This is a genomic window from Streptococcus rubneri, from assembly GCF_004785935.1.
In the GTDB taxonomy this organism is placed as follows: Bacteria; Bacillota; Bacilli; order Lactobacillales; family Streptococcaceae; genus Streptococcus; species Streptococcus rubneri.
Genome location: NZ_SRRP01000002.1, coordinates 261,765 through 274,015, shown reverse-complemented (window position 1 = coordinate 274,015; position 12,251 = coordinate 261,765). Strand labels below are relative to the sequence as shown.

The 12,251-nt window shown below is 43.0% G+C and carries 13 protein-coding genes; 6 read left to right on the top strand and 7 right to left on the bottom strand.

Going from position 1 to position 12,251, the window contains the following annotated elements:
- Positions 1-150: 150 nt before the first annotated feature.
- The 6 genes from adhP to serS all read left to right on the top strand — a co-directional run bounded on the left by adhP (position 151) and on the right by serS (position 6,212).
- Positions 151-1,173: an alcohol dehydrogenase AdhP gene (gene adhP, locus E5S68_RS09520; protein WP_135783341.1), complete on the top strand. Its 1,023-nt coding sequence runs from the start codon at positions 151-153 to the stop codon at positions 1,171-1,173.
- 343 nt (positions 1,174-1,516) lie between these two features.
- Complete coding sequence (locus E5S68_RS09515) at positions 1,517-2,506, top strand: PTS sugar transporter subunit IIB (protein WP_135783340.1); 990 nt, start codon at positions 1,517-1,519, stop codon at positions 2,504-2,506.
- A 27-nt stretch (positions 2,507-2,533) separates the two neighbouring features.
- On the top strand, positions 2,534-3,337 hold the full coding sequence (locus E5S68_RS09510; protein WP_135783339.1) for a PTS mannose/fructose/sorbose transporter subunit IIC: 804 nt from the start codon (positions 2,534-2,536) through the stop codon (positions 3,335-3,337).
- A gap of 18 nt (positions 3,338-3,355) precedes the next feature.
- Positions 3,356-4,267, top strand: a complete 912-nt coding sequence (locus tag E5S68_RS09505) for a PTS system mannose/fructose/sorbose family transporter subunit IID (RefSeq protein ID WP_135783338.1) — start codon at positions 3,356-3,358, stop codon at positions 4,265-4,267.
- 80 nt (positions 4,268-4,347) lie between these two features.
- Positions 4,348-4,716: a DUF956 family protein gene (locus E5S68_RS09500; RefSeq protein ID WP_135783337.1), complete on the top strand. Its 369-nt coding sequence runs from the start codon at positions 4,348-4,350 to the stop codon at positions 4,714-4,716.
- A gap of 218 nt (positions 4,717-4,934) precedes the next feature.
- Positions 4,935-6,212 carry a serine--tRNA ligase gene (gene serS, locus E5S68_RS09495; RefSeq protein WP_135783336.1) on the top strand — a complete coding sequence of 426 codons (1,278 nt, stop codon included), beginning with the start codon at positions 4,935-4,937 and terminating at the stop codon, positions 6,210-6,212.
- 41 nt (positions 6,213-6,253) lie between these two features.
- On the opposite strand, the gene E5S68_RS09490 is transcribed toward serS, so the two are convergent.
- From E5S68_RS09490 to fabG, 7 genes are all read right to left on the bottom strand, one after another.
- On the bottom strand, positions 6,254-7,024 hold the full coding sequence (locus tag E5S68_RS09490) for an acetyl-CoA carboxylase carboxyl transferase subunit alpha (protein WP_135783335.1): 771 nt from the start codon (positions 7,022-7,024) through the stop codon (positions 6,254-6,256).
- Entirely contained in the window at positions 7,024-7,884 is an 861-nt protein-coding gene (gene accD / locus E5S68_RS09485) for an acetyl-CoA carboxylase, carboxyltransferase subunit beta (protein ID WP_135783334.1), read from the bottom strand. The genes E5S68_RS09490 and accD overlap by 1 nt, the downstream gene beginning before the upstream one ends.
- Positions 7,885-7,972: 88 nt before the next feature.
- Entirely contained in the window at positions 7,973-9,340 is a 1,368-nt protein-coding gene (locus E5S68_RS09480) for an acetyl-CoA carboxylase biotin carboxylase subunit (RefSeq protein ID WP_135783333.1), read from the bottom strand.
- A gap of 10 nt (positions 9,341-9,350) precedes the next feature.
- Positions 9,351-9,773, bottom strand: coding sequence for a 3-hydroxyacyl-ACP dehydratase FabZ (gene fabZ / locus E5S68_RS09475; protein WP_006596902.1), 423 nt, complete (start codon positions 9,771-9,773; stop codon positions 9,351-9,353).
- Positions 9,770-10,258, bottom strand: coding sequence for an acetyl-CoA carboxylase biotin carboxyl carrier protein (gene accB, locus E5S68_RS09470; protein ID WP_135783332.1), 489 nt, complete (start codon positions 10,256-10,258; stop codon positions 9,770-9,772). The genes fabZ and accB overlap by 4 nt, the downstream gene beginning before the upstream one ends.
- Before the next feature lies 1 nt (position 10,259).
- The gene (fabF, locus tag E5S68_RS09465; RefSeq protein ID WP_023022242.1) at positions 10,260-11,492 is read right to left on the bottom strand and encodes a beta-ketoacyl-ACP synthase II; all 1,233 of its coding nucleotides are present in this window, start codon (positions 11,490-11,492) and stop codon (positions 10,260-10,262) included.
- An 18-nt stretch (positions 11,493-11,510) separates the two neighbouring features.
- A complete protein-coding gene (fabG, locus tag E5S68_RS09460; protein ID WP_048688768.1) occupies positions 11,511-12,245 on the bottom strand; it encodes a 3-oxoacyl-[acyl-carrier-protein] reductase in 735 nt (244 codons plus the stop codon).
- Between the last annotated feature and the right edge of the window lie 6 nt (positions 12,246-12,251).

Here is a 12,251-nt window from a genome sequence, read left to right as displayed (position 1 = left end):
GCGCTTGCTAATCGACAAAGTTTGTGATAAAATTAACATAACAAAAATAAAAAAGGAGCCTAGCTCGTTTCATACGATAATGACTCAAGTGATTCTACTTCTCGTTTTATTACCGTCTCTAATTCAACTAAGCTCTTGAGGAGGAAAACTATGAAAGCTGTTGTTGTAAACCCAGAAGGTACTGGTGTTGAAATCGTTGCGAACAAAGACATGCGACCACTTGAAACAGGGGAAGCTCTTGTTCAAATCGAATACTGTGGTGTCTGCCACACTGACTTGCACGTCGCACACGGAGACTTCGGTAAAGTTCCAGGCCGTGTTCTTGGACACGAAGGAATTGGAGTCGTAAAAGAACTTGCTCCAGATGTGAAGAGCCTGAAAGTTGGGGATCGTGTCAGTGTTGCTTGGTTCTTCGAAGGATGTGGAACTTGTGAATACTGTACGACTGGTCGTGAAACACTTTGCCGTACTGTAAAAAATGCTGGTTACTCTGTTGATGGAGGAATGGCTGAACAATGTATCGTTACTGCAGATTACGCAGTGAAAGTACCAGAAGGATTAGATCCAGCACAAGCTTCTTCTATTACCTGTGCCGGGGTTACAACTTACAAAGCCATCAAAGAGGCCAAAGCTGAACCAGGACAATGGATCGTTATCTATGGAGCTGGTGGACTTGGAAACTTGGGTGTTCAATATGCTAAGAAAGTCTTCAACGCACATGTCATCGCTGTCGATATCAACAACGATAAACTGGAATTAGCGAAAGAAGTTGGTGCAGATTTTGTCATCAACGGTCACGAAGTCGAAGATGTCCCAGGATTGATCAAAGAAAAAACAAATGGTGGCGCTCACTCTGCTGTCGTAACTGCTGTCTCTAAAGTTGCCTTCAACCAAGCAGTAGATTCTGTTCGTGCCGGTGGTCGTGTTGTCGCAGTCGGACTTCCTTCTGAAATGATGGATCTCAGCATTGTGAAAACGGTATTAGATGGTATCCAGGTCATTGGTTCTCTAGTAGGAACTCGTAAAGACTTGGAAGAAGCCTTCCAATTTGGTGCAGAAGGCTTGGTAGTGCCAGTCGTTCAAAAACGCCCAGTAGAAGATGCGGTTAAAGTTTTTGACGAAATGGAAGCTGGAACCATTCAAGGACGTATGGTACTAGATTTCACACATTAAGAATATTTTCCTTCAAGGTTAGCCCTCCTGGACTAACCTTTTTTATCTGCTCCGTCTAATCACACCTTAATTTTATGATCAGAATTTTTTACTGTTTTTGACAATCATTCAGGAAATAAATGTCTAAAATCTCTTTAATAAATTCAAATTTTCTCACTTAATGTTCGCTTTTTCAGTTATTTTCACTCTTTTTCAAAAAAACAAAAGAGACCCTTCCTGCTTGATTCTACTAGGCAAAAAGGTGGTATCATTGACTTTTTCGTGAAAACGTTTTATAATAAAGAATACTTAAAGTTTTCTTAAACTGAAAGTCAAACAAATTTTATAAGGAGGAATGTCAATAATGAGTATTGGTATCATTATTGCTAGCCACGGTGAATTTGCAGCTGGAATCCACCAATCCGGCTCGATGATCTTTGGGGATCAAGAGAAAGTTCAAGTGGTTACGTTCATGCCAAGTGAAGGCCCAGATGATCTCTATGCTAAATTCAATGCTGCTGTTGCCACATTTGATGCAGAAGATGAAATCTTGGTTTTGGCTGACCTTTGGAGTGGTTCTCCATTTAACCAAGCGAGTCGTGTCATGGGGGAAAATCCCGATCGTAAATTTGCGATCATCACAGGATTAAACCTTCCGATGTTGATTCAAGCTTATACAGAGCGTTTGATGGATGCAACTGCCGGCGTTGATAAAGTCGCTGCAAACATCATAAAAGAATCTAAAGACGGAATCAAAGCTCTTCCAGAAGAATTGAATCCAGTCGAAGAAGCAAGCACTACTTCCGCTGCTCCTGTTGCCCAAGCTGCTATTCCAGAAGGAACAGTGATTGGAGATGGTAAGCTCAAGATCAACCTTGCTCGCTTAGATACTCGTCTCCTTCATGGACAAGTCGCTACTGCTTGGACTCCAGATTCAAAAGCAAATCGCATTATCGTTGCTTCAGACTCAGTTGCTAAAGATGAACTCCGTAAAGAGTTGATCAAGCAAGCAGCACCAAATGGTGTGAAAGCAAACGTTGTCCCAATTCAAAAATTGATCGACGTTGCAAAAGATCCACGCTTTGGTGAAACACATGCTTTGATCTTATTTGAAACACCTCAAGATGCCCTTCGTGCCATCGAGGGTGGTGTTCCGATTAAAACCTTGAACGTTGGATCAATGGCTCACTCAACTGGTAAAACCATGGTCAACAATGTGTTGTCGATGGACAAAGAGGATGTGGCTACATTCGAAAAAATGCGTGATCTTGGAGTGGAATTTGACGTACGAAAAGTGCCAAATGACTCTAAGAAAGATTTGTTTGACTTAATTAACAAAGCTAACGTTCAATAATCGATTACTTACGAAAGGATTTTAAACATGTCTATTATTTCTATGGTATTAGTGGTCGTTGTTGCCTTCTTAGCAGGTCTTGAAGGTATCCTTGACCAATTCCAATTCCACCAACCACTTGTTGCTTGTACCTTAATCGGTTTGGTAACAGGTAACTTGACTGCCGGTGTTATGCTTGGTGGTTCCCTTCAATTACTTGCACTAGGCTGGGCTAACATTGGTGCCGCCGTTGCACCCGATGCAGCTCTTGCATCTGTCGCTGCTGCGATTATCTTGGTTCTTGGTGGTGACTTTAGCACTAAAGGAATCGCTGTGGCTCAAGGTGTGGCTATTCCACTTGCAGTTGCTGGTCTTTTCTTGACCATGATCGTCCGGACTCTCTCCGTTGGTTTGGTCCACACTGCCGACGCTGCTGCTAAAAAAGGTGATATTAAAGGTGTAGAACGCGCTCACTTTATTGCCCTTCTTCTTCAAGGTCTCCGCATCGCTATTCCTGCAGCCCTTCTTTTGATGATTCCTGCTGCTACCGTTAAAGGTGCGCTTGAAGCAATGCCTGCTTGGTTGTCAGACGGTATGCAAATCGGTGGTGGTATGGTTGTAGCCGTTGGTTATGCCATGGTTATCAATATGATGGCAAGCCGTGAAGTTTGGCCATTCTTTGCCATTGGTTTTGCTCTTGCAGCTGTTAGCCAATTGACCTTGATCGCCCTTGGTGCGATTGGTGTTGCCCTTGCCTTGATCTACCTTTCTCTTTCTAAAAAAGGTGGCAATGGTGGTGGCGGAGCCGCTACTTCTAATGACCCAATCGGCGATATTCTCGAAGACTATTAAGAAAGGTGTGACACTATCATGACTGAAAAATTACAATTATCTAAATCAGATCGTCAAAAAGTTTGGTGGCGTTCAACCTTCTTGCAAGGTTCTTGGAACTACGAACGGATGCAAAACTTGGGTTGGGCTTACTCATTGATCCCAGCCATCAAAAAACTCTACACGAAGAAAGAAGACCAAGCGGCTGCTCTTGAGCGTCACATGGAGTTCTTCAACACTCACCCATACGTTGCTGCTCCAATCATCGGGGTAACTCTTGCCCTTGAAGAAGAAAAAGCAAATGGAGCTGCCATTGATGATGCAGCTATCCAAGGGGTGAAAATCGGTATGATGGGGCCTTTGGCTGGTATTGGAGATCCAGTCTTCTGGTTTACAGTTCGTCCAATCTTGGGAGCTCTTGGAGCATCCCTTGCCGCGACAGGTAACATCCTTGGACCACTCATCTTCTTCCTTGCATGGAACGCTATTCGTATGTCCTTCTTGTGGTATACCCAAGAACTTGGATACAAAGCGGGTTCTGAAATTACCAAAGATATGTCTGGTGGGATCTTGCAGGACATCACTAAAGGAGCTTCTATCCTTGGGATGTTCATCCTCGCTGTCCTAGTAGAACGTTGGGTATCGATTAAATTCGTCTTCAATGTTTCTTCTGTCAAATTAGCCGACAAGGCTTATATCCACTGGGATAAACTTCCTGAAGGATACAAGGGAATCCAAGAAGCCTTCGCTCAAGTTGGTTCAGGCCTATCTCAAACACCTGAAAAAGTTACGACTTTCCAACAAAACTTGGATTCATTGATTCCTGGTTTGATGGGCTTACTTCTTACTTTTGCTTGTATGTGGTTATTGAAGAAAAAAGTATCTCCAATCACTATCATCATCGCCCTCTTTGTCATCGGTATCTTGGCACACGTTGCAGGCTTGATGTAAGCAAAGATCAACAAAAAAGAAGGTTTCGGCCTTCTTTTTATTATGGTATAATGAAATGAATATTGTTACAGGAGGAGCACATGGCACAATCGCAGAATAAAACCGTGGAATTCCACACCACTGGTGTTTCTTATCTAGGTGTTGGAGGAAAGGTTGGAAAAATGTTAGTTGGGGATATGGCTTTTGAATTTTATGCGGATGCCAATGTTGAAGACTACATCCAAATTCCTTGGAAAGAAATCGATCAGATCGGAGCTATTGTATCTGGACGTAAAATTAGCCGCCATTTTGAAATCTATACCAAGGACAGCAAGTTCCTCTTTGCTTCTAAAGACTCGGGAAAAATCTTAAAAATTGCCCGTCAACACCTTGGAAATGATAAAATTGTCAAGCTTCCCACCTTGGTTCAAATGATTGTTGCTAAAATTAAAAATCTATTTGCAAAATAGGGACTTTTCTTGTATAATAAACGAAAACGGATAAGTAAGTTAAGAGGCTCTTTCAGAAAGTCTGCGGTTGCTGTGAGCAGATAGAGGACTTAATCGAAATTCTACCGTTTATCAAAAAATTGAAGATCAAATCAAGTGCACACCTGTGAAGTTGGATGGAACCGTGGCCCTGCCACTCCAACACTGTAACAGGTGTGTTTTTTGTTAAAGGAGAAGCTATGTTAGATATTAAACGAATTCGTACAGACTTTGATACAGTTGCTGAAAAATTAGCGACACGCGGTGTTGATGCGGCCATTTTGAACGAAATGAAAGAGATCGATGCCAAACGTCGTGATATCTTGGTCAAAGTAGAAAGCCTCAAGGCTGAGCGGAACACAGTCTCTGCTGAAATCGCTCAAGCCAAACGCAACAAGGAAAATGCAGATGATAAAATTGCTGCCATGCAAACTCTCTCTGCAGAAGTCAAAGCATTGGATGCAGAATTGGCTGAAATCGATGCCAAATTGACAGAATTTACTACAACCCTTCCAAACATCCCGGCTGACAGTGTTCCTATTGGGGCTGACGAAGACGATAATGTTGAAGTTCGCCGTTGGGGAACTCCTCGCGAGTTTGACTTTGAACCAAAAGCTCACTGGGACCTTGGTGAGGACTTAGACATCCTTGATTGGGAACGTGGTGGAAAAGTCACTGGTGCTCGCTTCCTCTTCTATAAGGGACTTGGAGCTCGCCTGGAACGTGCTATCTACAACTTTATGCTGGATGAGCACGGTAAGGAAGGCTACACTGAAGTTATCACTCCTTACATGGTTAACCACGATTCTATGTTTGGTACTGGTCAATATCCAAAATTCAAGGAAGATACTTTTGAACTCAGCGACACCAACTATGTCTTGATTCCAACCGCTGAAGTGCCTTTAACTAACTACTACCGTGATGAAATCATCGATGGCAAAGATCTACCAATCTACTTTACTGCCATGAGCCCATCTTTCCGTTCAGAAGCTGGTTCTGCTGGTCGCGATACACGTGGCTTGATCCGTTTGCACCAATTCCACAAGGTTGAAATGGTTAAATTTGCTAAACCTGAAGAGTCATATGAAGAATTGGAGAAAATGACAGCCAATGCTGAAAACATCCTTCAAAAACTGAATCTTCCATACCGTGTCATGGCTCTTTCTACAGGAGACATGGGCTTCTCAGCTGCTAAGACCTATGACTTGGAAGTATGGATCCCTGCACAAAATACTTACCGTGAAATCTCAAGCTGTTCCAATACAGAAGATTTCCAAGCTCGTCGTGCGCAAATCCGTTACCGTGACGAAGCAGATGGTAAAGTCAAACTTCTTCACACTTTGAATGGTTCTGGATTGGCCGTTGGACGTACTGTGGCAGCAATTCTTGAAAACTATCAAAATGAAGATGGTTCTGTAACCATTCCTGAAGTTCTTCGTCCATACATGGGTGGCGCTGAAGTCATCGCACCAAAATAAAGTTAAAAAAACTGAGTCTTGCAAATTGCAAGCTCAGTTTTTTAATATTTACGAAAACGTTGGTAACGTTGCTCTAGCAGATCTTCGAGAGATAAGTCTTGTAGCTCCTTCAATTCTGCTTGAATTTCCTTCTTCACTTGAGCGAGTAATTCGCCATTAGAAAAACCATGCTCCGGAATCACCTTGTCCACAATATCCATATTTAACAACTCATGCGAAGTAATCTTCATCAATTCAGCCGCTTCCATGGCACGGCTTCCATCTTTCCATAGAATAGAAGCAAATCCTTCTGGACTCAAGACGGCATAGATGGAGTTCTCCAGCATCCAGACCTTATCTGCTACAGCTAGAGCAAGGGCTCCACCTGAGCCTCCTTCTCCGATGATAATAGCGATAATGGGAACCTTTAAATCACTCATTTCCATAAGGTTGCGGGCAATAGCCTCACCCTGCCCCCGTTCTTCAGCGCCAACACCTGGATAAGCACCCGCGGTATTGATGAAGGTTACTACTGGACGACCAAACTTCTCCGCCTGTTTCATCAGACGCAAGGCTTTTCGATAACCTTCAGGGTGGGGTTGACCAAAGTTTCGACTGAGGTTATCCTGAAGATTCTTTCCTTTTTGAATCCCGACAACCGTTACCGCTTGATCTCCTAGCCAACCAATTCCACCAATGACTGCACCGTCATCTCGGAAATTCCGATCGCCATGTAATTCGATAAAGTTATCAAAAATTCCATGAGCATAATCGAGAGCTGTCAAACGTCCTTGGTCACGAGCTTCTTTAATAATTTGTGTTATTCTTGTCATTACTTCCCTCCATGAAAGGCTAACAAGTCTGCGATTGTTGAACGCATCTCACTACGTTGGACAATCACATCCACAAAGCCATGCTCCTGCAAAAATTCAGCCTTTTGGAAATTATCCGGCAACTGTTCTCTTACGGTAGACTCGATCACTCGTCGACCTGCAAATCCCACAAGGGCTTGACTCTCCGCAATGATGATATCCCCTTCCATTGCGAATGATGCTGTTACCCCTCCTGTTGTTGGGTCTGTTAAAACAGTCAGATAAAACAAGCCTGCTTTTGAGTGTCTTTGAACAGCTGCAGAGATTTTAGCCATCTGCATCAAACTGACGATTCCTTCTTGCATTCGAGCACCACCAGAAGCTGTAAAGAGCACGACTGGGAGCTTTTCTTCTGTCGCCAATTCAAATAGTCGTGTAATCTTTTCACCGACCACAGAGCCCATAGAAGCCATGATAAAATTGGAATCCATAATACCAAGAGCCACTTGATGGCCCCCAATCTTTGCAGTTCCTGTTAAAACAGCCTCATCAAGTCCTGTCAATTCACGGACAGTCGCCAATTTCTTCTTGTAGTTTGGAAACTTAAGCGGGTCCTTGGTCTCAATACCCGTAAACAGTTCAATAAAGCTTCCTGGATCAATCGTTAATTGAAGTCGCTCTACCGCAGAAATACGGAAGGTATAACCACACTTAGGACATAGACGTTCACTTCCTAGATCCTTTTGGTAAATCGTATGTTTACAGCCCGGACACTGAGAAAACAACTCATCTGGAACTTCTGGTTTCGGCTGAGGTGCTTCAATGGCCGACCGATTGGGATTAATTCGAATGTACTTATCTTTTTTAGAAAATAAAGCCATCAACTTCTCCTTACTTGGTAAAAGAACTTTGTAATTGTGCGCGTTCATTCCTTGTGAAAATGAATCTCACATTTACAAAGTTCAATGTTTATTGATTTTTCTGATAATTTGGTAAAAATTTTTCCATCAGGAAGGCGGTATCGTAATCACCAGCAATCACATTCGGATCTGAAATCAAATCCAATTGGAAATCACTGTTGGTCATTACACCGTCAATTTCCAACTCATAGAGGGCGCGTTGCATCTTCATCAAGGCATCGAAACGATTCTCTCCATGGACAATGATTTTGGCAATCATACTATCGTAGTAAGGTGGAATCGTATAGCCCGGGTAGACTGCAGAATCCACGCGCAAGCCAACCCCTCCACTTGGAAGGTAGAGATTGGTGATTTTTCCTGGGCTTGGTGCAAAGTTAAAGGCAGGATTCTCCGCATTGATCCGGCATTCAATAGCATGACCAGAAATTTGAATATCTTCTTGACGGACAGACAATTCTTGGCCCGCAGCAATCTTAATTTGCTCTTTCACGATATCCATTCCTGTGACAAATTCCGTCACTGGATGCTCAACTTGAACCCGAGTATTCATCTCCATGAAGTAAAATTCGCCTTTTCCTTCATCGTAAAGAAACTCGATTGTCCCAGCATTTTCATAGCCAACAGATTCTGCTGCGCGGACGGCTGCAGAGCCAATTTGATCTCGAATCGTCTTACCAATTGCAACGGATGGAGATTCTTCGAGAACTTTTTGATTGTTTCTCTGAAGCGAGCAATCCCGCTCACCCAAATGAACCACATGTCCAAATTGGTCAGCCAAGATTTGAACCTCAATATGACGAGCTGGATAGATGACGCGTTCTAGGTACATAGCACCATTGCCAAAGGCCGCCTTAGCCTCTGTTGAAGCAGATTCAAAGGCTGGAACCAGGTCTTCTGCCCGTTCCACTTTACGGATTCCTTTACCTCCACCCCCAGCTGAGGCCTTCAACATGACAGGATATCCAATCCGATCTGCAACGCTCAAGGCTTCTTCAGCAGTATGAACTTCTCCATCTGATCCTGGAATAACCGGCACACCTGCTTTGATCATTTGCGCCCGGGCATTAATTTTATCTCCCATCATATCCATGACAGATCCTGATGGTCCGATGAACTTAATTCCGACTTCTTCACACATAGTGGCAAACTTAGAATTCTCACTAAGAAAACCAAAGCCTGGGTGAATTGCTTCGGAACCAGTTAGAACTGCCGCAGATAAGACAGCATTCATATTCAAATAAGACTCTGTTGACTTGGCAGGCCCAATACAAACTGCTTCATCCGCAAGTAAGGTATGCAAGGCTTCCTTATCAGCCGTTGAATAGACAGCGACTGTTTCAATTCCTAATTCACGAGCAGCTCGAATAATCCGGACCGCAATTTCACCACGATTCGCGATTAAAATTTTTCGGAACATAGAAACCTCCCTAGTTACCAATTGCAAATGTTAGGGTCCCGCTAGCAGCTAATTTCCCGTCGACTTCCGCTTTTGCTTCCACGACCGCAATCGAGCCACGACGCTTAACAAAGGTAGCCGTCATCACGAGCTGATCTCCCGGAACGACTTGTTTTTTAAATTTAACCTTATCCATTCCAGCATAAAAGACTAATTTCCCTTTATTTTCTGGTTTGGACAATTCTAAGACACCAGCAGTTTGTGCTAAGGCTTCCATAATGAGAACACCTGGCATAACTGGATAGCTTGGAAAATGCCCATTAAAGAAGGGCTCATTGATCGTAACATTTTTGATGGCTACAATCGTATCCTCGCTTGTTTCAAGGACGCGATCCACCAATAACATAGGGTAGCGGTGCGGAAGAGCCTCTTTAATAGCTTGAATATCGATCATTTAATCCGTACCAACCCTTTCCCAAACTCAACCATTTCTTCATTCGAAACAAGGATTTCAGTTACAATTCCATCCCTTGGTGCAGGAACTTCGTTCATAACTTTCATTGCTTCAATAATCAATAGAGTTTGGCCTTTTGAGACACTATCTCCAACCTGAACAAAGGCTGGTTTATCTGGACCTGAAGCTAAATAGGCTACACCGACAAGAGGGCTTTCAACTACTTCCCCTTCTGCTGCCACTGCTGGAGCAGCTTCTGGAGCTGGTACTGAAGGAGTAGCTGGTTCTTCTGCAAGAACCACAGGGCTCTCAACAGCGGGTGCTACTTCCTGAACAACAGGAGCTGGAGTAGCTGGTTGCGGGCTAGCTACACTGCCAGTGTTTTTACTAAATGATAGCGCATCCGTTGCATTTTGATAGGTAAATTCACGAAGACTAGACTGGTCAAATTGACTCATTAAGTCTTTAATTTCTTGAATATTCACTTTATCCCTCCCAACGTTTAAAGGCTAAGACAGCATTGTGTCCTCCAAATCCAAATGTATTGGAAATGGCATAAGAAATCGGACGTTCTTGCCCTTCACCAAAGATGACATTGGCTTCAATATAATCTGATAACTCTTGTGTTCCAGCAGTTTTTGGAACATATTGATGGCGAATTGCTTCAATCGTCGCAATAGCTTCAACTGCCCCTGCTGCCCCCAAGAGGTGACCTGTAAATGATTTTGTAGAAGATACTGGAACTTCTGTACCAAATACAGAAACGATTGCACCACTTTCTCCTTTTTCATTTGCTGGAGTAGAGGTACCATGGGCGTTGACATAATCAACTTGAGCTGGTTCAATTTCTGCCTCATCCAAAGCCAACTTCATTGCTTTAATAGCACCTTGACCTTCTGGATGTGGAGAAGTCATATGGTAAGCATCACAAGTATTTCCGTAACCCACGACTTCAGCAAGAATGGTTGCACCACGTTTTTCAGCGTGTTCCAAACTTTCAAGTACCAACATTCCTGATCCTTCACCCATTACAAATCCATTCCGATCTTTATCAAATGGAATAGAAGCACGAGTTGGATCTTCTGTTGTTGAAAGAGCTGTCAAGGCTTGGAAACCGGCGATTGCAAATGGCGTAATAGAAGCTTCTGAACCACCCACCAACATCAAATCTTGGAAACCAAACTTAATAGCGCGGAAAGCATCCCCAATCGCATCATTGGAAGAGGCACAAGCAGTATTAATCGATTTACAAATTCCATTAGCTCCAAAACGCATGGCAACATTACCAGATGCCATATTTGGCAAAGCTTTTGGAAGGGTCATTGGTTTGACACGTTTTGGTCCTTTTTCATGCAAACGAATCACTTGATCTTCGATTTCTTTGATACCACCGATACCAGAAGCAACAATGACACCAAAACGATCTTTATCAATAGCTTCTACATCTAAACCTGCATGATTCACAGCTTCTTGAGCGGCATACAAGGCATACAAAGAGTAGTTGTCAAAGCGGTTTGTATCTTTCTTGATAAAGTACTTATCAAATGGGAAATCTTGGATTTCAGCTGCATTATGAACAGCAAAGTCACTGTGGTCAAATTTTGTAATTGGACCAATTCCAATTTTTCCTTCTTTTAAACTATTCCAAAATTCTTCTGGAGTGTTTCCGATTGGAGATGTCAAGCCATAGCCTGTTACAACAACACGATTTAATTTCATTTCAAAACCTACCTCTTTTTATTGCATGGTTAAGCCACCATCAATTGCGATGACTTGCCCTGTTAGATATTCTTGAGTCGCAAGAAAGACTGCAACATCTGCCACTTCTTCTGTATTTCCAAATCGTTTCATTGGAATTTGAGCGAGAGACATTTCTTTAATTTTTTCAGGAAGTCCTTCTGTCATATCAGACTCAATGAAGCCCGGCGCAATGACATTGACACGGACATTTCTACCAGCTACTTCACGTGCTACAGATTTAGAAAAACCAATCAAACCAGCTTTTGAGGCTGCATAGTTGGCTTGTCCAACATTTCCTGTCAGACCGACAACACTCGACATGTTAATGATAGCACCTTCACGTGCTTTGGTCATCGGTTTTAAGACTGATTGTGTCATATTAAAAGCACCGGTCAAATTCACCTTCAAGACTTGCTCAAAATCTTCTTCCGTCAATTTCAACATGAGCTTATCATTGGTAATCCCAGCATTGTTGACAAGGATGTCTACTGAGCCAAGTGCTTCAATCGCTTCCGCGACCATTCGTTTTGCTTCCGCAGCTTGGGATACGTCCCCAGTAACGCCAACTACCTTCACACCATATGAGGCAAATTCATCCACTAGGCCTGCTGGGAGCTCTCCACGACTATTTAAGACAATGTTGGCACCTTTTGACGCAAATTTATGCGCAATAGCCAAGCCAATGCCTCGACTTGAGCCAGTAACAAATACATTTTTATTCTTTAGTTCCATAGTCAC

Excerpts from the sequence above, each read along its gene's own strand:
- adhP (WP_135783341.1), top strand. The coding sequence starts at position 151 with ATGAAAGCTGTTGTTGTAAACCCAGAAGGTACTGGTGTTGAAATCGTT.
- E5S68_RS09515 (WP_135783340.1), top strand. The coding sequence starts at position 1,517 with ATGAGTATTGGTATCATTATTGCTAGCCACGGTGAATTTGCAGCTGGA.
- E5S68_RS09510 (WP_135783339.1), top strand. The coding sequence starts at position 2,534 with ATGTCTATTATTTCTATGGTATTAGTGGTCGTTGTTGCCTTCTTAGCA.
- E5S68_RS09505 (WP_135783338.1), top strand. The coding sequence starts at position 3,356 with ATGACTGAAAAATTACAATTATCTAAATCAGATCGTCAAAAAGTTTGG.
- E5S68_RS09500 (WP_135783337.1), top strand. The coding sequence starts at position 4,348 with ATGGCACAATCGCAGAATAAAACCGTGGAATTCCACACCACTGGTGTT.
- serS (WP_135783336.1), top strand. The coding sequence starts at position 4,935 with ATGTTAGATATTAAACGAATTCGTACAGACTTTGATACAGTTGCTGAA.
- E5S68_RS09490 (WP_135783335.1), bottom strand. The coding sequence starts at position 7,024 with ATGACAAGAATAACACAAATTATTAAAGAAGCTCGTGACCAAGGACGT.
- accD (WP_135783334.1), bottom strand. The coding sequence starts at position 7,884 with ATGGCTTTATTTTCTAAAAAAGATAAGTACATTCGAATTAATCCCAAT.
- E5S68_RS09480 (WP_135783333.1), bottom strand. The coding sequence starts at position 9,340 with ATGTTCCGAAAAATTTTAATCGCGAATCGTGGTGAAATTGCGGTCCGG.
- fabZ (WP_006596902.1), bottom strand. The coding sequence starts at position 9,773 with ATGATCGATATTCAAGCTATTAAAGAGGCTCTTCCGCACCGCTACCCT.
- fabF (WP_023022242.1), bottom strand. The coding sequence starts at position 11,492 with ATGAAATTAAATCGTGTTGTTGTAACAGGCTATGGCTTGACATCTCCA.
- fabG (WP_048688768.1), bottom strand. The coding sequence starts at position 12,245 with ATGGAACTAAAGAATAAAAATGTATTTGTTACTGGCTCAAGTCGAGGC.